Source organism: Citrobacter sp. Marseille-Q5395 (genome assembly GCF_947057495.1).
Taxonomy (GTDB): domain Bacteria; phylum Pseudomonadota; class Gammaproteobacteria; order Enterobacterales; family Enterobacteriaceae; genus Citrobacter; species Citrobacter murliniae.
Map to the genome: position 1 here is coordinate 1 of NZ_CAMSEL010000020.1, position 22486 is coordinate 22486.

Sequence of the window (22486 nt, forward strand, 5' to 3'; positions counted from 1 at the left end):
GAGCGACAAACGAAAATTAGCAAAGGGGGAACTCGGCGAGAGCCAAAGTTGGAAAAAGAGAACGAGCCGGTGGTTCCAACCCCCCGCCTCACCGCCATATTTGAAGAAGAGCTCGTACGCAAGTACGGGCTTTTTTTTCGCCTGTGATCCGCCCTGAATAGCGTGGTATCGCTGCACCTTTGCAGCGATACCAACACACTCATCACCGGTTATCGAGTTGCACAAGCGCCAGCCCCAGTTGACTCAGAGCAGCGTAGAACCCAAAAGCGTCATATTTACAACAATTGGCTGAAAACTCTGGCAGCCATCGTAGTAACACTGATACGGTTTTTCTGCGTAATGCATTGATGCGCAGATGGTTAAGGTTCTCCTCCCCCAACGAAAAATGCAAATGACTCAGTAACTCGAGAAAAATAGCCAGATGATCGCCGGGTTCGTTAAAAGTCTCACTCGTCTGCATTCCCGCTTCAAACAACAGGTGTTTGATCTCGCTGTCACCCGACTCGCACTGCTCATAAACTGAGGCATATGGCAAAGCGGCCTGAGTATCCGACATAAGAAACAGGCCACAAAAGTCTGCGGCAAGTTCCAGTTGCCCCTCTTCACGTAGCTTAAGCGCGGCGATTTTTTCTTCCAGAATCGTCACCGGTTGATTCAACGACGGTTCGCGTTTTAACAGCGAATACCAGTCCTGCATGTCCGAGGCGTGAAGTTGCAGCAAACTTTCACTATCCAGTTCACGGGAGAACAGTCGCGCCAGCCACGCGTAAACGCAGGCAATTTGTTCCTCCGTCAGATGTTTTTGGCTATCCATTTATTTTACCTGCTGCGCTGGGACATACTCACATTGCGCCACCATTTCCAGTGGGCCATTGAATGCAGTCACGCGATCCACTTGACCATTGTATTTCTCGATCTCCACCAGCGTGGTATGCGCGCTGGTTGCCTGAGCCAACTGAGAAGTACCGATATCCAGCGTTAAGACGTTAGGGTTACCGTATTTACACAGCGCATTGATCTCTCCACCTTTATCGGGATCGTACCAGGCGCCTTCATGGATACGGACCACGCCAGGCTTATAAAAATCAGAAACAACCGCACCGGCTAATACTTGTCCACGACCATTGAAGACCCTGACAATATCACCGTTTTGGATACCACGAGCTTGTGCATCCTGTGGGCTGATAAAAACAGGTTCTTTACCGCTAACAGCATAGTGCTGCCGCAACGTTTCCGATTCGCAGAGCTGCGAATGCAGGCGAAAATCCGGATGTACTGACTGTAAATGTAATGGCCAGCGCTGTGAGCCCGGCCCGCCATGTGAACGCTCGATTTTTTCGAACCACATCGGATAGCCCTGACAGTCGTCATAGTGCATTTCGGCAATCGTTTTAGAGTAAATTTCAATCAAACCACTCGGCGTTCCCAGCGGTTCAAGATCGGGATCTTCGCGAAATGCCTGGTGACGTACAAACATTTGCGGATGCTCGAACTCGATATACTCCTGTTGATTCCAGAACACATCAAATGCGGGTAAGTGGACACCGCGTCCTTTCCCCTGCTGGCTGCCTTCCTGCCAGATGCGCTTCAACCAGCCCATTTCATCCAGACCTTCGGTGAAAGCTTCCTCGCGGTTAAAACGACGGCAGAGATCGCGGAAAATATCAAAATCATTACGCGCTTCAAATTGCGGTGCTACCAATTGTTTCATAGCAATAATTCCGCGATTGGAATGGTTGCCATATTGGTCAAGATCGTTACGTTCAAACTGGGTTGTCGCAGGCAAGACGATATCAGCAAAACGACATGTAGAAGTCCACTGGTTATCAATCGCAATGACTGTTTCCAGCTTGCGCCAGCCTTCCATGATCCGGTTGATCTGCTGATGGCGGTGGAACGGGTTGGTTCCCGCAAATACGCACATTTTTAGCGGCGGTAGTTTTACTGTTTTGCCGTTCCAGTTAATAGTTTTCCCTGGCTCCAGAATTGCGTCGATGAAACGCGCGATAGGGATAGTGCTGCTATATCCTTTGTAATCGGTGCTGTCATGCACTGGAGGCACCGTCGTCGAGCCGGAAAAACCGCTTAAAATAATACCTTTGCGACTGGGCGTTCCCGCACCATTATAGTGCCAGCCAAACCCAAAGCCTCCCCCTGGCAAACCAATTTGACCCAGCATTGAGGCCAGTACCACTACCATCCACGCCCATTGCTCGCCATGCTGCATACGCTGTACGCACCACCCTGCAATAATCTGCGTTCTTCCTGAGGCCATTTGTCGTGCCAGAGCACGGATTGTTTCGGCATCAATACCACACAATTTCTCTGCCCACCGGGCATCTTTTGGCTGACCATCGCTCTCCCCCAGCAAATAAGGGAGAAACTGTTCAAAACCGACGCAATAGTTACTAATGAAATTTTTATCGTACAGATTTTCGGTATATAGCGTATGCGCCAACGCCAGCTGTAGCGGAACATCAGCCTGTGGATTGACGGCAATATGCTTAACCTTGTCGCGACCCAGGTAGTCATGCGTTGACGTCACTACCGGATCCACACTAATTACCGAGATCTCATCCCGTGCGACTTTCTCTTTCAGTTGCTCGTAATAACCATAAACATCATGATCCGGACACCACCAGTTGGCCTGCGGGTTTTTGATCAGATCAGCCCCCCACAACACGATGGTTTTGCTATTTTGCAGAACCAGCGGCCATGAAGTTTGCTGCTCGTAGACTTCCATGGATCCGACCACGCGCGGCAAAATCACCTGCGCCGCCCCGGTGGAGTAGTCTCCGCCGGTGCTGACGCTATTGCCATGCAGCGCAATGGCTCGGGCCAACATACCGGAGGCGTTATGGAACATACCCGTCGATTGCCAGCCGCTCGCCGTCAGCAGTGCACTGGGGCCGTAGGTTTTCTGGATACGCTCCAGTTCCTGATAAAAAAAGTCCAGCGCTTCATCCCATGAGACACGAACAAAACGGTTATCTCCACGTTGCGTAGTATCGCTTTGTTGGCGTTTACGCATCCAGTCCACGCGTACCATTGGATAACGAATGCGCGATGCACCATGAACATGGTCCGGCAGACCTGCAATCATTTTCGATGGATATCTGTCACGTTCAAAAGGTTTAACCGCAATAAATCGTCCATCTACGACCGTGGCGCGGATTGCCCCCCAGTGGGAGCCAGTAAGGATCCCCTCTTTTACCACAGCGCCTTGTTCACCCATGGCGGCCGCAGTTGCACTACGGGGAGTCAGTAACGAAGGCCCTAACATACCTGCAACGGTCATTCCCCCCAGTTGCAGAAGAAAGCGCCGACGTGATACCTGCAATGTGTCTTTACTTTTCATTGTTCTCTCCCTTATCACTATGGGGCTTATCCGTGGTGTCTGACGCGTTCAACTGGAGGTATTTCAACAAGGTACGTTCTTCTCGTTTATCCAGACTGGTAAAGCCAATCATGCCATTGAGCGTGCCAATCCAGCCGTTCGCATCAAAGTGCGATTTTTCCGGAGCGCCGTGGCACTGGTTACAGGTACCGTTATATAGCGAGTCGGCATAAGCCCAGATCGGCTTGATGTCATTCACCATGTCACTCTTTTGCATCCACGCAGTGGCCTGCAACTTACTCCACTCAGTGTTAGTCGCCGCGACGGTGGTTTTTTCCAGCGTTTTCACATGTTGCTGAACATCGCCACGGATGGATGCCACAAAAATTCGCTTACCTGGAAGTTGAGTCAGAACGCGTCGACGTCCCTGGCTTTCCGTCCAGCCGGTAATTTGTACCTGCAGCCATTCACCGTCACGTTTCAACACCGTCACTTCTGAAGCTGGCAGTAACGAGCCTGCAGGTTCTTTATCACCTTTAGACGCATAAATAGGTTTGATATCAAGAGAGTACAGAGTATCGCCGTCGCTGTTAGCATTGGCGCGTAATTCATCAAATTGCTTGCGGAAACCGCTGCTCATATCGGGTAACTGGTGGGCAATACCTTTATGACAGTCAATACAGGATTGGTTGTCTTTGGCGGCAATTTTCATCTGACGTGCGGCTTCAGGATGTTGCTTAGCATGATCCATCGCATCATAGTTATGGCAGGAGCGGCAGGTTGAGGAGTTATTTTCCTTCATCCTCGCCCACTCCCTTTCTGCCAGCTCAGCACGCTTGGCTTCGAATTTTTCAGGTGTGTCAATCGAGTGAGCGATAAACGTCTGGTAAATATCGTTGCTGGCTTCAAGTTTACGTTTCACCATCCCGGGAATATCCGATGGAATATGACAGTCGTGACATTCAGCGCGAACCCCGGAGGCATTCTGGAAATGCGCCGACTGCTTATATTCCTGATAGACCGGCTGCATACTGTGGCAACTGACACAAAACTCTGTCGAACTGGTTAACTTGATTCCAACGTGTGGGAGTACAATCAGTGCGATACCGATCAGTATCCCAACAATCACCAGCGCCAGTATTGACCAGCGCGCACTTGGCCTGAGTAACGCTCTCCATAGTCTCCGCATAATAGCCCCTATAAATATATGGTTTAGTTACGGGAGATCTTATTCAGCAAATGTGAACAGCGACACTGGTCAGGATGAACGACTTACTGCAAAATATGAACGAATATGAACAGAGAGACAGAACACAGGATGTCACATCACATTGTCATTGTTGAAGATGAGCCAGTGACCCAGGCACGACTGCAGGCTTATTTTGAGCAGGAAGGTTATCAAGTCTCGGCTGTTGCTAGCGGCGCTGGTCTGCGCGACATTATGGACCAACAGTCTGTTGATCTTGTCCTGCTGGATATTAATCTTCCGGATGAAAATGGTTTGATGCTGACCCGATCGCTACGAGAGCGCTCAACGGTTGGGATCATTCTCGTAACGGGACGATGCGATCAAATTGACCGAATTGTCGGACTGGAGATGGGTGCCGATGATTATGTGACCAAACCGCTGGAATTGCGCGAACTCGTCGTGCGGGTGAAAAACCTGCTCTGGCGCATCGATCTTGCCCGCCAGGCACAACCTGCTGCGAAAGATAATTGCTACCAATTTGCGGGATACTGTCTGAATGTTTCTCGCCACACGCTGGAAAAAGAAGAGGAAACGATTAAGCTCACCCGCGCTGAGTACGAAATGCTGGTGGCATTTGTGACTAATCCGGGTGAAATCCTCACCCGCGAAAGGCTACTCCGCATGCTTACGGCACGCAGAGTGGAAGACCCTGATCTGCGTACCGTCGATGTGTTGATCCGTCGTTTGCGCCATAAACTGAGTCCCGACCTGTTCGTTACCCAGCATGGCGAAGGCTATTTTTTAGCCTCCGACGTATGCTGATACAAATATACTGGCCGGAATCCCCCCGGAGATAGCGAGCTACGGCTATGTTTGCTGTCCGCATTTTCTGGGGTCAGTACTAAAATCGGCGGGCTGACGTTATCGGGAACGTTACGTCCCTGCAATACATTGATCGCTTGTTCGACCGCCAGTTGACCTTGCCAAACCATTTGGTCACTGGCAGCCATCAGTACCCGTCCACGCTTGAGACCGCGATAAACCTGATGTGACAGGTAAAATGAGACCACCGTGAGAGGGGTCGCCAGATTGCGTCTTTCCCCCATTGCCGCTTCCGCTGCAATGGCCGTCCCGGCAACCACATCAATATCCGGATGGCGTTCCAGCATCTCCTGCAACAGATTGCGCTGTACTTCTATATCATTGTCCCCAAGGGCGACATCCACAATTTGCACCTGGCTTCCGGCGATCGCATCGCGGAACCCGGCAACCATTTCCCTACTGCCTCCGGCATCATCAGGTCCTGGCATTAAAAGCAACTTCAGTGGTTTTCCACCACTCCACTTCACCAGGTAACGACCCGGTTGATAGCCCATTTGAAACCAGGGGACCCCGACTCGCGTTCGGGTTGTCGCGTCATGGATGGCGTTCACCACCTCAATAACCGGCAACGTGCCGACCTGTTTTTTGAGATCAGGAAACGATGTGGTGCTGCTGCCAAGTAAAATGGCATCTGCGCCCCACTCTTTACACTGGGCAATTTGCGTTTTCTGCGTCGAAAGCTGCCGATACCCTCCAGCTTCCTGCACTTTCAGGCTGACGCCGTAACGCCGTGCCGCTTGTTGCATGCCGTAGTTAACCGAGAGCCAATAGGAATCTTTGAGACTAGGGTAGAGCGCACAAAGTTTCCAGACCTGATGCGCTGTGACCGTTTCCTGCTGCTGAGGGGAAAAGTGTTGCTCGTCGTGCCAACGGATCAGAGACTCTCCTGCTCCGGCCGCCAGACCTTGTACAGAAAAGAAAGTCATCACCCAAAAAACGCATGCTCGCATGATAGCCTCATTATCAATAAGGCTTTATCCTAGTTGCTTTCCGCTTTTGGACTCAACCTTTTTAATCTGTGGCGACACTCCGTGAATTTATCTCTGACCAGAAGACTATGGATGGGCTTCGCGCTGATGGCGGCACTGACCCTCATGAGTACACTTGTAGGTTGGTACAGTCTGCGTTTTGTCAGCCAGGTTGAGCAAGCCAATACACAAGAACTAATCCCGACAATGAACATGGCGCGTCAATTGAGCGAAGCCAGTGCCTGGGAGCTTTTTTCCGCGCAGAACCTGACCATCGCCGACAGTGAAAATATGTGGCTGGCACAGGGCCGAATGTTAACAGCACAAAGTCTCAAAATTACCGCATTGCTTAAAACGCTACGTCAGCAAGGTTTTGACACCACGGCGATAGAGCTGCAGGAGCAGGAAATCGCACAGTCGTTAAGTCAGCAGGGAGAGTTGGTTGGACAACGGCTGAGACTCCGCGATCAGCAGCAACAACTCAGTCAACGTATTGTCACCGCCGCAGGCGATATCGCTGAAATGGCTCACGGTCAGGCGAATAATGCGGCGACTTCCGCAGGTGCGACACAAGCGGGAATATATGATTTGATTGAAAATAATCAGCGTCGGGAGGCTGAACAGGCACTGGATCGTCTCATTGATACCGATCTGGAATACGTTAATCAGATGAACGAGGTGCGTCTGAGCGCACTACGCGTGCAACAAATGATTATGAATCTGAGTGCCGATCAGGCGCAATATAACGCCGCAGCGATGGATAACCGATTGAATGCCGCAGTCAGAATTCTGCATCGTCGACAAATACGCATTGAAGATCCAGTGGTGCGCGAACAGGTTGCGGAGTCAGTGAATACGGTAGGACGTTATGTCGAGCTGCTGGCGCTATACCAGCAGGATAATGACATCAGCACCCGGCTACAGATCCTGTCGCAGAATAACATTTATCAGTTTACCCGTTTCAGCAGTGAAGTCAGCCAGTTAGTCAACACTATCGAAGAACGTAACCGTGCAGGGTTAACTTCACTGAAACAAGCCAGCGAGCGCGGACAAACCTGGCTGCTGTTGCTCGGCGCTGTTTCGCTGATATCGCTGATCCTAATCCTCTGGCGCGTGGTTTACCGTTCAGTGACGCGCCCTCTGGCCCAGCAAACACAGGCATTGCAGCAACTGCTTGAAGGTAACATTGACTCCCCCTTTCCAGAAACCGCAGGCGTTCGGGAACTGGATACTATTGGACGTTTAATGGATGCGTTTCGTGCCAGCGTCCACGCCCTCAATAATCATCGGCAGCAGTTGGCTACGCAGGTAAAATCGCGTACCGCCGAGCTTCACGCGCTGGTCATTGAACACCGTCAGGCGCGGGCTGAAGCTGAAAAAGCAAATCAGGCAAAATCAGCATTTCTTGCGGCAATGAGCCATGAAATACGCACCCCACTTTACGGGATCCTCGGCACTGCGCAGTTGCTTTCAGAAAACCAGGCGCTGGCTCAACATCAGGAAAACCTGCGTGCAATCACCGATTCCGGCGAATCACTACTGACTATTCTCAACGATATTCTGGATTACTCAGCAATTGAGGCCGGTGGAAAGAATGTCTCTGTTAGTGATGAGCCCTTTGAGCCCAGACCTTTGCTGGAAAGTACACTCCAGTTGATGAACAGTCGCATCAACGGGCGGCCTGTTACACTTGTTGCGGACTTTTCCAGCGCTCTCCCCCTCGCACTACAGGGCGATCCTCGCCGTATTCGTCAGATAATCACTAATTTATTAAGCAATGCACTGCGATTTACCGATCGTGGTCTTATTACGCTACGCAGCTTCACTGAAGGTGAACAGTGGTGTATCGAGGTTGAGGATACGGGCAGTGGTATCGAAGCCTCTCGCCTGGCTGACATTTTTAAGCCCTTTGTTCAGGTAAGCGGCAAACGTGGCGGGACAGGACTGGGGTTAACGATCAGTAGCAGCCTTGCACAGGCTATGGGTGGTGAACTGACCGTGACCAGCACACCTGGTGTTGGGAGTTGCTTTCAGTTGCGACTTCCTTTACGTCCCGCTTCGCGCCCTACCCCTAAATGTCCCCATCGCCCGGTCAATTTACAGGGGATACGTTTACTGTTGATTGAGGACAATCCCCTCACCCAGCGTATTACCGTGGAGATGTTAACCACCAGCGGAGCCCTGGTGATGGTAGCAAGTTGTGCCGCCGACGCACTACATGCCCTGCAAGGTAATGAGCACTATGATGCCGTGCTGGTTGATTTTGATCTCCCGGATACCGACGGTATTACGCTCGCCCAACAACTGACACAGATTTATCCAACCCTGCCTCTGATTGGGTTCAGCGCTCACGTGATTGATGAGACCCTAAGCCGTCGTACCAGTACGTTGTTTCGCGGTATTATTCAAAAACCGGTGCCGCGAGACGCCCTGGGTCAACTCATCACACACTATATTTCAGGTACAGAATCCCCTTACGTCGCTGAACCACTTAGCGAGTGTCTTCTGGATACGCATCAATTATCAGAAGATGCTCGCATCATGGGACATAGCAAAATTGGTGAATGGCTGCGTTTATTTACCCAACATACACTGCCTTTACTCGACGAAATTGATACCGCTCGCTCGCAAAAAGACGTTGAGAAGATCAGACGTCTTGCACACCAGTTAAAAAGTAGCTGCGCCAGCATGGGGATGGTTACCGCCCGCCGCGCATGCGAGGCTGTTGAACAACATCCGGAAGATAACTGCGCCCTCAGAGAAGAGATATTAAAAGGCCTGCGTGCAGTTGCATCCTGGCTGGAGAACGAAATGAAATAATCAAAGTGGGCCAGGGGAAACGGCTTCCATCTGTACACAACCGTTAACAGAATATCTTTCAGCCGGGCCAACAAATCTATTCTGTCCTTAGTCAACCACATGCTAACGTAATCTCCCCTCCAGGATTATGGATAATAAAATGAGCGTTATTGGTGTTGTCGTTTTAACTTATATAAAACCGTTAAATGAAGTCGATAATTTACTTCCCGCGCATGTGGAATGGCTGAAAAAAGGGTACGCAAAGGGTTTATTCCTCGCCTCAGGACGCAAAATCCCGCGCTCAGGAGGCGTAATACTGGCAAAATGCGATGATGAAGAAGCGTTAAAAAGTTATCTCAGCCAGGATCCCTTTCAACAATCAGGGGTTGTAAAAGTCGAGCTGATCCCTTTTGAAGCAACAATGATGGCTGCTGAGCTAAAAGATATTCTGTAAGCGTAATAAAAACAAAGCCCGGTTTCCCGGGCCTTGAAGACGAAGAACATATCAGTTGTAAGCATTAAGCGTCCGCTGACAGAGCGCCGAACGAACGCAATCATCTTTATTGAAACGAACGATCCCAATCATCTCATCTTCTTCGAAGCGGGCCAGCGCATCGCTTAACCCGGATCGAACATGCGCCGGTAAGTCACACTGGGTAACATCCCCGTTCACAATTACCGTCACATTCTCTCCAAGGCGAGTTAAAAACATTTTCATTTGCGCAGCAGTCACATTCTGAGCCTCGTCGAGAATAACAACTGCATTTTCAAAGGTACGTCCGCGCATATAAGCGAACGGCGCGATTTCCACCTTACCAATCTCAGGTCGCAGGCAATATTGCATGAAGGAGGCTCCCAGTCGTTTTACCAGCACGTCGTACACGGGTCGAAAATAGGGAGCAAACTTCTCGGAAACATCTCCAGGTAAGAAGCCGAGATCTTCATCAGCTTGCAGAACTGGACGGGTTACAATGATCCGGTCCACATCTTTGTGGATCAGGGCCTCTGCTGCTTTTGCCGCGCTGATCCAGGTTTTACCACACCCGGCTTCACCCGTGGCGAAGATCAGCTGTTTACTCTCGATAGCATTCAGGTACTGCGCCTGAGCTTCATTTCGCGCCATGATAGGTGTGGCGTCGCGACTGTCACGCGCCATACCGATCGCTTCTACGCCGCCCATCTGCACAAGCGAGGTGACCGATTCATCTTCACGTTGCTTATGGCTACGCGAATCCCGTCTCAGCACACGTTTTGCTTCACGACGAGCTTTGATCACTGCTTTTTGTCTTCCCATGGATAGCACCTTGAGTTGTAGGTATACATCACACGCACCGCTTGCGGCACGATTATGCTCACGAACATCTGAGGTTTGGCTTCCTTGTAAGCCATTGCTTGCCTTCGAATAAGACACCACGCACGGCTACGCGCACCGTACAGGGCGTCGGTAACAAGGATAAGATATGGAAGGGAGAGGAATTTAGCGGTGACGAGATGGCTGGCGGAAGAGAAACGTCCGCATAACATGGTATTGCTGCTGTGAAAAGCGAGTCCATTACAGGACATTACCATTCGCGATCTCCATAGTGAATGACCATCACCGCCGGGAACTACCGCTGTTACCTATAATTACAACAGAATTTATTGTCAGCGCAACAATATTTTTACTTATTGTTAACCAAATTACATCCTGCCGCTGAGAACAGTCTCTTACAGAGAGATGACAAAATTATTTCAACGCTGCAGACATCACGAAAAATAATTGGTCCATTCATCAAGTTGTCAGGAAATACCCCGCGGGAGTGCGGGGCTCAGGTTTCAGGCCTCAAGAAGAGATTGCCCAAGATAACGATCAGGGTCTTTGACACCAGGCAAGGCAAAGAAATATCCGCCACCAATCGGCTTCACATACTCTTCCAGCGCTTCACCATTCAGGCGTTTCTGCACGGTCAAAAAACCTTTTTCTAGATCGTGCTGATAGCAAACAAACAGTAAACCCATATCCAGTTGACCAGAATTGGTGACGCCAAGCGAATAGCTGTAACCACGACGCATCATCAGGCTGGACTCCGACTCCCGGGTTCGCGGGTTTGCCAGACGGATATGGCTGTCGAGCGCAATCACCTCACCTTCAGGATCGCTGGCGTAGTCAGGTACATCGTGCTCGTGCTGCATACCTAATGGTGCACCAGTCTGTTTGTCTCGCCCGAAAATAGTCTGTTGCTCTTTAAGCGGTGTACGATCCCAGAACTCAACGCGAAACTGAATAAGCCTTACCGCCTGATAACTCCCGCCTTCCGCCCATTTCGGCTCGTCTTGATCGGACGTCACCCACACCACATTTTGCATCAGCTTTTTATCTGTGCCATCCGGGTTAGCGGTCCCGTCTTTAAAACCAAGCAGATTGACTGGTGTCTCTTTGCCTTTACTGCGTGCAGCATGATCAGAGATAAACCCTTCGCGCTTCCAGCGAACGCTGAGGAGATCCGGTGTGTGCTTAATGATATCGCGCAGCGCATGTATGACGGTGTCTTGCGTGTTGGCGCAAATCTGTAACAACAAATCGCCATGACACAACGCTGCATCCAGCGAATCATTCGGAAAGCGCGTCATTTTTTGCAGTTTTTTCGGCATGCTGGTGCTAAGACCATAGCGCTCGTCGAACAGCGAATGCCCCACCGAAAGCGTCATCGTCAGGTTATCCGGCGCAATGTAGGCACCGAGAATGCCGGAATCCATTGGCGGTAAACGCGGGTTTGGCGTCTCGGGCGCGGGCCCGCCGGTCGTCAGGAACGCAAAACGACGGGTCAGTAACCGGAACAGACGCTCAAGGTCAGCTTTATCGCTGGCGAGAACATCAAACGCCACCAGCATCATGGATGCCTGCTGTGGCGTCAGGATCCCAGCCTGATGCGGGCCATAAAATGGCTGTGCTTCACCGCGAGCATCCGGCGATAGCGTTCCCGGCGCACTCTGCGGTTTTTGCGCATGCGCAACCGGGCAGCCGCCAGCCAGTGCCAGTGCGCCACCCAGCGCGCCCATCCCTTTCAGTAAACGTCGGCGCGACGGCTCGCTCACGCCGTTTTCATTATCATGCTGCATGATGCTTAATCCAGACCCAGTACACCGCGTAATTGAGACAAATCTTCCGCCAGCGTAGTAATTGGCCCTTTCAGCGCATTGCGGTCAGCATTGGTCAGTTTGTCATAGGTTTCAAAACCGTCTTTGGTACGATATTTCGCCAGGATAGCATCGACTTTTTTGAAGTTTGCATCCACTTTTGCCAGCAGTTCAGCATTGGATTTTTGCAACTGAGGACGCAGGAGATCGACAATTTTCTGTGCGCCATCAACGTTGGCCTGGAAGTCCCACAGGTCGGTGTGACTATAGCGATCTTCTTCACCACTAATTTTGCTGGCAGCAACTTCTTCAATCAGCCCGGCAGCTCCACCAACCACTTTTGATGGTGGGAACGCCAACTCGCTAATGCGCGTTTGCAGGTCAATAACGTCGCTGTTCAACTGCTCAGCATACTTATCCATGCCTTTGGTGGTATTGTCGCCAAACAGCGCTTTTTCCAGGCGATGGAAGCCGGTAAATTTCGGATCGGCGGCTTTTTGCTCGTAATCATCTTCACGCGCATCAATGCTGCCATCAAGGTCGGAGAACAGTTCCGCAATTGGCTCAATGCGCTCGTAGTGCTGACGTGTCGGTGCATACAGGGATTTGGCTTTCTCCAGATCGCCAGCTTTAATGGCATCAGTGAATGCTTTGGTACCCGCAACCAGCTGTGCGGTTTCTGCCGTCACATAGGCTTTATATTCGGTAATCGCGCCGCTCAGGCTCAGCAAGGCATCACTTTGCGCTGCATCCGCCGTAGCATTCCCCTTCACAATCAGCTTCCCTTTCGGGTTTGTCAGCAGACCGCAGGTCATATCATATTCACCTGGTTGCAGGTTGGCGGTCATTTTCTGGCTAAAGCCTGGCGCAATATTTTCACGCTCTTCCACCACCATGACACCTTTGAGGATCTCCCACTCCAGCGCTTTCTGGCTGTGGTTCTGGATGATGAACTGTGTTTTCCCGGCATTAACAGTGATCGTCATCGGTTCACACTGTTTGTCATTTACCGTGACTTTGACCTGTGGAATATCTGCAGCCTGTGCGGCAAATGCGGAAGTAAACAGCGCGGCAATACCCAGCTGCAGCGCACTACGGCGAAAATTAATCGTCATGACCCATCCCTACAAATAAGTATGTTGTAACTAAATGATATTCTGCATCGCGTTTTTTTAAGGTGCGGTACGAGATGCCGTAGTGCCTGAACGCGGCGGCAGTGCAAACAAAATCAGTGCCGGAATCAGGTAGATAAACCAGACTGCAACCTCACTGACGCTTGGCGCTTCCTGATACCCAAAGATCCCTTCCATTAACGTGCCGAACAGAGAGTGCGTTGAAAGAACGTTACTTATGTCAAACGCTACATCCTGGAAATGATTCCATAATCCGGCCTCGTGGAACGCACGAATGGCCCCTGCAGCAAGCCCTGCAGCCACCAGCAGAATAAACAGGCTGGTCCATTTGAAGAATGCACCGAGATTCAGTCGGATCCCACCCAGATAAATCAGGTATCCCAACACAACAGCCGTTGCCAGTCCCAGCATCGCACCTACCGGCGGCCAAATACCGACATCCTGCTGAAAAGCCGCCAGCAAGAAAAAGACCGATTCCAGCCCTTCACGGGCAACAGCAAAAAAGACCATCATCACCAGCGCCCAGCCGTGATGGTTGCTGCGCTGTAATGCGTTATCGACAGCCTGCTCCAGTTGAACTTTGACGTTACGTGAGACTTTACGCATCCAGAAGACCATCCAGGTAAGGATCACAACGGCAATGACCGCCACAATACCTTCAAATAACTCCTGTTCTTTTTGCGGAAATTCACCCGTGGTTTCATTGATGAAAATCCCCAACGCCAGACATAACGCCGCCGCCAGCAATACACCAATCCACATCACGCCAATCCAGCGGCCTCGCTGAGTTCGTTTCAGGTAACTGGCTATCAGGCTGACAATCAGCGCGGCCTCTAACCCTTCGCGCAACATAATTAGAAATGGAACGAACATGCGAAGTACCCTTAAACGTTATTCTCAGTCAACTGATGCAAAGAAAAGTAAATTACAGTGATAGTGATTATCATTACAGCAACAAAAAACTCAAGCAGAATGTTTTGAGAATGATGACTGAATGTAAACAGTTAGGAGAGCAACGGTTACTGCCTCTTTGCAAGGACAGCAAATAAAACAGCCCGCACGCAGTTAACACCACAGGGTTAAGCAAAATGAGCGGTTGAACGATCCGACGGGTAGACGACAATGCCTCATCAATTTCCTGATGGTGCTTTTTTATGCTTTCTTCCTGGCTCGACAATAACCAGATCCAGGCCGAGCCCGCTTCACTTTCCTGCTTCCAGCGGTCACTACATCTCGAATGGATTTTCCAGATGATTGAATCTTATAGTTTATGACGAAGGTTGTTCTAATAATTAGACACTCACCTTATTTTGAGCGACTTTGTATGGTTACTGTTACCGGTAATGTTGAGTTATTAAATAAATATATTAAACCATCACACAAGTATTGTGTTTTTAATGTCCGATGTTGATTTTTGATTTGATCTTTTATTGATGGGAAATGTTTTTTGAATAATTCAACCATAGACATACCAAGTCCATGCTCAAGAGATTTAATCAATACGCCATCTATGTCATTTTTATTTTTTAATATTCTACATGTTATTTTGTCTTTATTGTGTTGTTGAAGTAGAAGAATCATTTCTAATTTATCTTTTGCCGGCGCAATATTATCATTTATATAATGATAAAAAACATATAAACATTGCCCTACACCTTGATTAATCATCTGGGATAATTGATCAGGATCAAATGACCGTATTTGTATTCTACTTTTTGATAGAGTGTTTGGTAATCCTTTAATCAGGGTCCATGGAGACTTAACATACAGGTCCATAATTATATTGCTGCTAAGTTGTTGTCGGAACTCAGTGTTGTTAAGCTCTCTACCTATTAAGTATTTCATGTTTGGAGAGCTCCATGATGAGTTGTCGATAATGGCATTAACTAAACCTGGTGCTATTTTTTCAACCATGTTTGCAATATAGCCACCATATGAAGATCCAATTAATATTATTTTGCTATTTTCCATTTCAAAATTTAATATAGCATCGTTAATTGCATTTATTATATCAAGCGCAGGTAGCAATCCGAAATTTTGATATTCATTATTTTTTGGCTCAATCATCGCAAAAATTTGAGATGTAGTGTTATTTTTTTTGCGCTTTCATTTATTAGTGATATTTTTTTATTGATAGATTCAGATTCATCAATAAAAAAATGTCGTGCAAGGCTGTTTATGTGAGCTATATCAAATGCGGAAAATGATATTTTTCCACCGACATTTGGTCTTGAATGATAGCAAAAATACTCTACAGTCATTGTTGTTATGTCATATGTTTCAGCTATTTTTTCGCATAATCCATGAGAGTAATTACCTAGATCCCCTCCGAACCCTGGTATATAAACAAGGATTAAGTTGTCTTTTTTAGGGTTACATATATGGTAAGAGCAAGTTCTGGTTCCTGTTTGTGAAGATAATTCTATATCAGCATTTGAAATGAATGTTTTATTTATGTTTTGCACCATCGCTTGTAAAATCTCCTTTGTTTGATTCCAACAACATAAGCGACTTTTTTTTATAAACTTAAGAAAGGGGATGTGGCAGTGTTGCTTTTAATGGGGTCCGCTTGGAAAACGGTAGTTTCCCGCGTTAGGAGAATTGAGCTTAACGGGTGGTTTCATTCCAGTGAGCGGAAGCCCCTGGCTGTAAGAAATGATCAGGCTGTCCGCTAGTTTTTTGCTTACTTACACTTCTACTGCGTGGCGTACGTCATACGTCAACACCCAGTATCCCGTTCACTCAAAGCATCTTAAGTGAACGGTGTTACGCACGCAGCGAGCTTTAGAGATGTTGGGCAGGTTATTCTACCTGTAAACGTGACGGCGGCGCTGAGTGATAGTGGGCATCCGCCTCGGCAAAACGTTTCTGCATTGCCGCAGATGGCGCTTTACCCAACAGGCTGAAGACGACGATCCCAATGCTGCCGAAAATGAAGCCAGGGATGATTTCATACAGACCCAACCACGCGAACTGCTTCCAGACGATAACCGTCACCGCACCGATGATCATCCCTGCCAACGCGCCGTTACGGGTCATACGCGACCACATGACGGAGAACAACACGACCGGGCCAAACGCCGCACCAAAACCAGCCCAGGCGTAGCTCACCAGACCAAGTACGCGGTTTTCCGGGTTTGCCGCCAGCGCAATAGAGATTAGCGCGACAACCAGCACCATGATGCGCCCAATCCACACCAGTTCTTTCTGGCTGGCATTTTTACGCAGGAACGCTTTGTATAAATCTTCCGTAATAGCGCTGGAACACACCAACAGCTGGCAGCTCAGCGTCGACATCACTGCCGCAAGGATGGCAGACAGCAGAATACCGGCAATCCATGGGTTAAACAGGATTTGCGCCAGTTCAATAAACACACGCTCGGCGTTCTGATTGACCGCCCCCGCCAGAGACGGGTTGTTATTGAAGTAAGCGATACCAAAGAAACCAACTGCGACCGCGCCCGCCAGACACAAGATCATCCAGGTCATACTGATGCGGCGTGCGTGAACAATACTATGGTGGGAATCGGCTGCCATAAAGCGCGCCAGAATGTGCGGCTGGCCGAAGTAGCCCAGACCCCAGCCCATCAGGGAAATGATGGCAACAAAGTTCAGTCCTTTGAGCATATCCACGTTCTCAATGCTCTTTTGTTTGATCACTTCCAGCGAGTCTTCAAATCCGCCCACGCCAATAATGACCATCACCGGCGTCAGGATCAGAGCAAAGATCATCAGGCTGGCCTGCACGGTATCGGTCCAGCTTACCGCGAGGAAACCACCAATAAAGGTATAAATGATTGTCGCTGCCGCACCGGCCCACAGGGCAGTTTCATAGCTCATGCCAAAGGTGCTCTCGAACAGACGCGCCCCTGCCACAATACCTGAAGCACAATAGATGGTGAAAAACAGCAGAATAACCAGCGCGGAGATAATACGCAGAATACGGCTTTTATCTTCGAAACGACCGGTAAAGTAATCCGGTAGCGTCAGGGCGTTGTTATTGTATTCAGTGTGAACACGTAGGCGACCCGCCACCAGCTTCCAGTTGATCCACGCGCCTAATGTCAGGCCGATAGCAATCCAGCTTTCTGAAATACCCGACAGGAAAATCGCGCCTGGCAGCCCCATCAGCAGCCAGCCGCTCATATCAGATGCCCCGGCGGATAACGCAGTTACAAATGGCCCCAGACTGCGCCCACCGAGAATATAGTCATCAAAGTTTTTGGTCGAACGCCATGCAATAAACCCTATCAATATCATGCCAAAAATATAGACACAGAATGTCACTAACATCGGTGTGCTAATAGCCATCAAAACTCTCCAAAATTATGTATCGGCAATGTCGTGACTTGCCGTTTTATTACCCTGCCGGAACGTGGCGAAGATATCTATGTTTACCAGGGCGACCGTATCCTGCCGGAAGCGATGGTCATTCACAATCGATTTAACACATCATTTACATCAAATTTGATCCAGATTGGATAGCATTTTTCTGGAGGTTGCACTCCCTCACATTTTTTTCGGTTGCACCTTTAAAAAGTGTTAACTACCGCAGAGAAAAAGATTTCGTTATTTTTACAACGCTCATCATAAGAACAATATTTATTAACATTTCATTCATTTTCAAGCTTGCAAACCAGGTCACATTTAACACGGTTGCACAAAGTTGCAACATGGTAGATATTTCTCGGTAACTATCAGACCCGTATTTCAGTACAACAGGAGTAAACGGCATGGGAACCACCACGATGGGGGTTAAGCTGGACGACGCCACACGCGAGCGTATTAAAACAGCAGCATCACGAATCGATCGCACACCGCACTGGCTGATTAAGCAAGCCATCTTTAATTATCTCGAAAGACTGGAAAATGACGATGCCCTTCCTGAGCTACCTGCCCTGCTGGCTGGTGCAGCGAACGAGAGCGAGGAAACCACCGCGCATCAGAATGAAACACACCAGCCTTTCCTGGAGTTTGCCGAACAGATCCTGCCTCAGTCTGTCTCACGTGCGGCCATCACCGCCGCGTATCGCCGCGCTGAAACTGACGCAGTACCGATGCTGATGGAGCAGGCTCGTCTGCCGCAGCCGATCGCGGAACAGGCTCATAAGCTGGCGTATCAACTCGCTGACAAACTGCGTAACCAGAAAACCGCCAGCGGCCGTGCCGGCATGGTACAGGGATTATTGCAGGAGTTCTCTCTCTCTTCACAGGAGGGCGTTGCGTTGATGTGCCTGGCGGAAGCGCTGCTGCGTATTCCTGACAAAGCCACTCGTGATGCGTTAATTCGCGACAAAATCAGCAACGGCAACTGGCAGTCGCACATTGGCCGCAGCCCGTCCCTGTTCGTGAACGCCGCAACCTGGGGGCTGCTGTTTACCGGGCGCCTGGTCTCCACGCATAACGAAGCCAGCCTCTCACGCTCGCTAAACCGCATCATCGGCAAGAGCGGCGAACCGTTGGTGCGTAAAGGCGTCGATATGGCGATGCGCTTAATGGGCGAGCAGTTTGTCACCGGGGAAACCATCGCAGAAGCGCTGGCGAATGCGCGCAAGCTGGAAGATAAAGGCTTCCGCTACTCCTATGACATGCTGGGAGAAGCCGCGCTGACCGCCGCCGATGCGCAGGCCTATATGGTCTCTTATCAGCAGGCGATCCACGCCATTGGTAAAGCCTCTAACGGTCGTGGGATTTATGAAGGTCCGGGAATTTCGATCAAGCTGTCAGCGCTGCACCCGCGCTATAGCCGCGCACAGTACGATCGCGTGATGGATGAGCTGTATCCGCGCCTGAAGTCGCTAACCCTGCTGGCGCGCCAGTACGACATCGGCATCAATATTGATGCTGAAGAAGCGGATCGTCTGGAAATCTCCCTCGACCTGCTGGAAAAACTCTGCTTTGAACCTGAACTGGCAGGCTGGAACGGTATAGGTTTTGTTATCCAGGCCTATCAGAAGCGCTGTCCGTTTGTTATCGACTACCTGATTGACCTGGCAACACGCAGCCGCCGTCGCCTGATGATCCGTCTGGTTAAAGGTGCGTACTGGGACAGCGAAATCAAGCGTGCCCAGATGGACGGACTGGAAGGTTATCCGGTCTATACCCGCAAGGTTTACACCGACGTTTCCTATCTGGCCTGTGCGAAAAAACTGCTCGCCGTACCGAACCTGATCTACCCTCAGTTCGCGACCCATAACGCGCATACACTGGCAGCGATTTATCAGCTGGCGGGTCAGAACTACTACCCTGGACAGTACGAATTCCAGTGCTTGCATGGTATGGGCGAACCGTTGTACGAACAGGTCACAGGCAAAGTGGCGGACGGCAAACTAAACCGCCCATGTCGTATTTATGCGCCGGTGGGGACGCATGAAACGCTGCTGGCGTACCTGGTGCGTCGTCTGCTGGAGAACGGGGCTAACACCTCGTTCGTTAACCGTATTGCAGACACCACCTTGCCACTGGATGAACTGGTTGCCGATCCGGTCGAAGCCGTTGAAAAAATGGCACAACAGGAAGGCCAGGCGGGTCTGCCACATCCGAAGATTGCGCTACCACGCGACCTGTACGGCAAGGGGCGCGATAACTCAGCCGGACTGGATCTTGCGAACGAACATCGTCTGGCCTCGCTGTCCTCTGCTCTGCTCAATAGTGCCCTGCAAAAATGGCATGCCAAACCAATACTGGAGCATTCAGTAGCAGACGGAGAAATGATCCCCGTCATTAACCCGGCAGAACCCAAAGATATTGTGGGTTATGTACGCGAAGCCACCCATGCTGAAGTGGAGCTGGCGTTACAGAGCGCGGTAAATAATGCCCCGATCTGGTTCGCAACACCGCCACAGGAACGTGCCGCTATTCTGCAGCGTGCCGCCATTCTGATGGAAGGCCAGATGCAACAACTGATTGGTATTCTGGTGCGTGAAGCGGGTAAAACCTTTAGCAACGCCATTGCTGAGGTGCGCGAAGCCGTAGACTTCCTGCACTATTACGCAGGTCAGGTTCGTGATGATTTTGACAACGAAACGCATCGTCCGTTAGGCCCGGTCGTCTGCATCAGCCCATGGAACTTCCCGCTGGCAATTTTCACCGGACAGATTGCTGCCGCATTGGCGGCGGGTAACAGCGTGTTGGCAAAACCTGCGGAACAAACCCCGCTGATTGCCGCCCAGGGCATCGCCATCTTACTGGAGGCCGGTGTGCCGCCGGGCGTGGTGCAGTTGTTGCCTGGTCAGGGTGAAACCGTCGGGGCGCAACTCACATCCGATGAACGCGTACGCGGCGTGATGTTCACTGGCTCCACGGAAGTCGCCACGTTGTTACAACGCAATATCGCCACCCGTCTTGATGCTCAGGGTCGCCCGATCCCACTTATCGCTGAAACCGGTGGAATGAACGCGATGATCGTGGACTCCTCTGCGCTGACAGAACAGGTTGTTGTGGATGTGGTGGCCTCTGCCTTTGACAGCGCAGGACAGCGTTGCTCGGCGCTACGGGTACTGTGTCTGCAGGATGATATCGCCGATCACACGTTGAAAATGCTGCGCGGCGCAATGGCGGAATGCCGGATGGGCAATCCGGGTCGCCTGACGACCGATATTGGGCCGGTTATCGATGCTGAAGCCAAAGCGAATATTGAGCGCCATATTCAGGCGATGCGCGCCAAAGGTCGCCCGGTATTCCAGGCCGTGCGTGAAAACAGTGATGATGCGCGTGAATGGCAAACCGGAACCTTTGTTGCCCCCACGCTTATCGAACTGGAAAGCTTCGACGAGTTGCAAAAAGAGGTGTTCGGTCCGGTACTGCACGTCGTGCGCTACACCCGTAACAATCTGGGCAGCCTGATTGAGCAGATTAATGCCTCCGGCTACGGTCTGACGCTGGGCGTGCATACCCGTATTGATGAAACCATCGCCCAGGTCACCGGTACGGCGCATGTAGGTAACCTCTACGTCAACCGCAATATGGTTGGCGCAGTAGTCGGCGTACAGCCATTTGGTGGTGAAGGTTTATCAGGAACCGGTCCAAAAGCGGGTGGCCCGCTCTATCTGTATCGCCTGCTGGCAAACCGCCCAGAAAATGCGCTGAGCGTAACGCTTGCCCGCCAGGATGCAGATTATCCTGTTGATGCTCAGCTCAAAGCGGCGCTTATTCAGCCTCTTGATGCGCTCACCGGGTGGGCAGCCGACCGCCCATCACTGCATGCGCTCTGTCAGCAATTTGCCGAACTGGCGCAGGCCGGGACTCAGCGTCTGCTGCCGGGTCCTACCGGGGAGCGCAACACCTGGACGCTGCTGCCACGTGAACGCGTACTGTGTATTGCGGATGACGAGCAGGATGCGCTGGTGCAGGTTGCCGCCGTGACATCTGTTGGCAGTTTGATCCTGTGGCCAGATGATGCTTTCCACCGTGAACTGGCAAAGCGTCTGCCTGCGGCTGTTTCCGGTCGCATTCAGTTTGCCAAAACCGATAACCTTACCGCGCAACCGTTAGATGCGGTTATCTTCCACGGCGATTCCGACCAGTTGCGTGCGCTGTGTGAAGCAGTCGCCGCGCGGGAAGGGGCGATTGTCTCGGTACAAGGGTTTGCCCGTGGCGAAAGCAACATTCTGCTGGAGAGGCTGTATATTGAACGCTCGCTGAGCGTCAATACCGCCGCCGCCGGGGGTAATGCCAGCCTGATGACAATCGGCTAAGGCGGTGGTTATGGGGTATACGCTTCAGATCTGTCAGTAAAGCGTCGCCAGATGACAATGAATATATTGCCTCTGGCGCCTTGTTACGTTCACCTTGAATGCTTCACCACTCTGAAGCCGTTATGCCTGTGAACGTGTAAAGGGCGTTCTCCGCCACGCCCTTTACAATCCCGGCTCCCGGCAGGAAAATTGTTGCTTCGCAATCCCCTCCGCTAATTCCTCCAGGCTACCGGGCCGGGCGCGAGGTAGCGTCCCTGCAAAACGCGCCCTGAGCCAGCATCCATGCTGGCTCTCCCGGCCTTTCGGAAACGCGTCGGCAATTTTCAGCCGGACCAGTCCACACCTGACCTCCTGCATTTTTTGTT

Annotated in this window: 15 protein-coding genes; 4 read left to right on the forward strand and 11 right to left on the reverse strand. The window is 50.7% G+C overall.

Annotation, left to right across the window (positions count from 1 at the left end):
• Positions 1–202: 202 nt before the first annotated feature.
• The 3 genes from torD to torC are packed head-to-tail and all read right to left on the reverse strand — an operon-like array spanning position 203 to position 4526.
• Positions 203–814 carry a molecular chaperone TorD gene (gene torD, locus OH663_RS20190; RefSeq protein WP_045441544.1) on the reverse strand — a complete coding sequence of 204 codons (612 nt, stop codon included), beginning with the start codon at positions 812–814 and terminating at the stop codon, positions 203–205.
• Positions 815–3358: a trimethylamine-N-oxide reductase TorA gene (torA, locus tag OH663_RS20195; protein WP_263525825.1), complete on the reverse strand. Its 2544-nt coding sequence runs from the start codon at positions 3356–3358 to the stop codon at positions 815–817.
• On the reverse strand, positions 3348–4526 hold the full coding sequence (torC, locus tag OH663_RS20200; protein WP_200011915.1) for a pentaheme c-type cytochrome TorC: 1179 nt from the start codon (positions 4524–4526) through the stop codon (positions 3348–3350). The genes torA and torC overlap by 11 nt, the downstream gene beginning before the upstream one ends.
• Positions 4527–4655: 129 nt before the next feature.
• Here torC and torR point away from each other — a divergent pair, with 129 nt between their 5' ends.
• A complete protein-coding gene (torR, locus tag OH663_RS20205; RefSeq protein ID WP_200011916.1) occupies positions 4656–5348 on the forward strand; it encodes a two-component system response regulator TorR in 693 nt (230 codons plus the stop codon).
• Here the strand turns inward: torR and torT are convergent.
• Positions 5321–6334, reverse strand: coding sequence for a TMAO reductase system periplasmic protein TorT (torT, locus tag OH663_RS20210; RefSeq protein ID WP_370637139.1), 1014 nt, complete (start codon positions 6332–6334; stop codon positions 5321–5323). The genes torR and torT overlap by 28 nt on opposite strands.
• A gap of 105 nt (positions 6335–6439) precedes the next feature.
• Here torT and torS point away from each other — a divergent pair, with 105 nt between their 5' ends.
• Entirely contained in the window at positions 6440–9196 is a 2757-nt protein-coding gene (gene torS, locus OH663_RS20215; RefSeq protein ID WP_200011917.1) for a TMAO reductase system sensor histidine kinase/response regulator TorS, read from the forward strand.
• A gap of 139 nt (positions 9197–9335) precedes the next feature.
• On the forward strand, positions 9336–9629 hold the full coding sequence (locus tag OH663_RS20220) for a YciI family protein (protein WP_045449557.1): 294 nt from the start codon (positions 9336–9338) through the stop codon (positions 9627–9629).
• Between the two features lie 51 nt (positions 9630–9680).
• On the opposite strand, the gene phoH is transcribed toward OH663_RS20220, so the two are convergent.
• From phoH to putP, 7 genes are all read right to left on the reverse strand, one after another.
• The gene (phoH, locus tag OH663_RS20225; protein WP_045441531.1) at positions 9681–10469 is read right to left on the reverse strand and encodes a phosphate starvation-inducible protein PhoH; all 789 of its coding nucleotides are present in this window, start codon (positions 10467–10469) and stop codon (positions 9681–9683) included.
• A 521-nt stretch (positions 10470–10990) separates the two neighbouring features.
• Positions 10991–12274 (reverse strand): iron uptake transporter deferrochelatase/peroxidase subunit, encoded by a 1284-nt coding sequence (gene efeB, locus OH663_RS20230; protein WP_045441526.1) that lies wholly within the window; start codon positions 12272–12274, stop codon positions 10991–10993.
• A 5-nt stretch (positions 12275–12279) separates the two neighbouring features.
• The gene (gene efeO, locus OH663_RS20235) at positions 12280–13407 is read right to left on the reverse strand and encodes an iron uptake system protein EfeO (RefSeq protein ID WP_045441524.1); all 1128 of its coding nucleotides are present in this window, start codon (positions 13405–13407) and stop codon (positions 12280–12282) included.
• Between the two features lie 57 nt (positions 13408–13464).
• On the reverse strand, positions 13465–14298 hold the full coding sequence (gene efeU / locus OH663_RS20240) for an iron uptake transporter permease EfeU (RefSeq protein ID WP_045441522.1): 834 nt from the start codon (positions 14296–14298) through the stop codon (positions 13465–13467).
• Between the two features lie 432 nt (positions 14299–14730).
• The gene (locus OH663_RS20245) at positions 14731–15492 is read right to left on the reverse strand and encodes a DUF2920 family protein (protein ID WP_200011918.1); all 762 of its coding nucleotides are present in this window, start codon (positions 15490–15492) and stop codon (positions 14731–14733) included.
• Positions 15489–15893: a DUF2920 family protein gene (locus OH663_RS20250; protein ID WP_075261785.1), complete on the reverse strand. Its 405-nt coding sequence runs from the start codon at positions 15891–15893 to the stop codon at positions 15489–15491. The genes OH663_RS20245 and OH663_RS20250 overlap by 4 nt, the downstream gene beginning before the upstream one ends.
• Positions 15894–16227: 334 nt before the next feature.
• Positions 16228–17736, reverse strand: coding sequence for a sodium/proline symporter PutP (gene putP / locus OH663_RS20255; protein ID WP_045441517.1), 1509 nt, complete (start codon positions 17734–17736; stop codon positions 16228–16230).
• A 422-nt stretch (positions 17737–18158) separates the two neighbouring features.
• On the opposite strand from putP, the gene putA reads away from it, so the two are divergent.
• Positions 18159–22121: a trifunctional transcriptional regulator/proline dehydrogenase/L-glutamate gamma-semialdehyde dehydrogenase gene (gene putA, locus OH663_RS20260; protein ID WP_200011927.1), complete on the forward strand. Its 3963-nt coding sequence runs from the start codon at positions 18159–18161 to the stop codon at positions 22119–22121.
• The last annotated feature ends 365 nt before the right edge of the window (positions 22122–22486 follow it).

Bases quoted from the DNA above. Each gene is read 5' to 3' on its own strand.
- torD (WP_045441544.1), bottom strand. From the start codon at position 814: ATGGATAGCCAAAAACATCTGACGGAGGAACAAATTGCCTGCGTTTAC.
- torA (WP_263525825.1), bottom strand. From the start codon at position 3,358: ATGAAAAGTAAAGACACATTGCAGGTATCACGTCGGCGCTTTCTTCTG.
- torC (WP_200011915.1), bottom strand. From the start codon at position 4,526: ATGCGGAGACTATGGAGAGCGTTACTCAGGCCAAGTGCGCGCTGGTCA.
- torR (WP_200011916.1), top strand. From the start codon at position 4,656: ATGTCACATCACATTGTCATTGTTGAAGATGAGCCAGTGACCCAGGCA.
- torT (WP_370637139.1), bottom strand. From the start codon at position 6,334: ATGACTTTCTTTTCTGTACAAGGTCTGGCGGCCGGAGCAGGAGAGTCT.
- OH663_RS20220 (WP_045449557.1), top strand. From the start codon at position 9,336: ATGAGCGTTATTGGTGTTGTCGTTTTAACTTATATAAAACCGTTAAAT.
- phoH (WP_045441531.1), bottom strand. From the start codon at position 10,469: ATGGGAAGACAAAAAGCAGTGATCAAAGCTCGTCGTGAAGCAAAACGT.
- efeB (WP_045441526.1), bottom strand. From the start codon at position 12,274: ATGCAGCATGATAATGAAAACGGCGTGAGCGAGCCGTCGCGCCGACGT.
- efeO (WP_045441524.1), bottom strand. From the start codon at position 13,407: ATGACGATTAATTTTCGCCGTAGTGCGCTGCAGCTGGGTATTGCCGCG.
- efeU (WP_045441522.1), bottom strand. From the start codon at position 14,298: ATGTTCGTTCCATTTCTAATTATGTTGCGCGAAGGGTTAGAGGCCGCG.
- OH663_RS20245 (WP_200011918.1), bottom strand. From the start codon at position 15,492: ATGATTGAGCCAAAAAATAATGAATATCAAAATTTCGGATTGCTACCT.
- OH663_RS20250 (WP_075261785.1), bottom strand. From the start codon at position 15,893: ATGGTGCAAAACATAAATAAAACATTCATTTCAAATGCTGATATAGAA.
- putP (WP_045441517.1), bottom strand. From the start codon at position 17,736: ATGGCTATTAGCACACCGATGTTAGTGACATTCTGTGTCTATATTTTT.
- putA (WP_200011927.1), top strand. From the start codon at position 18,159: ATGGGAACCACCACGATGGGGGTTAAGCTGGACGACGCCACACGCGAG.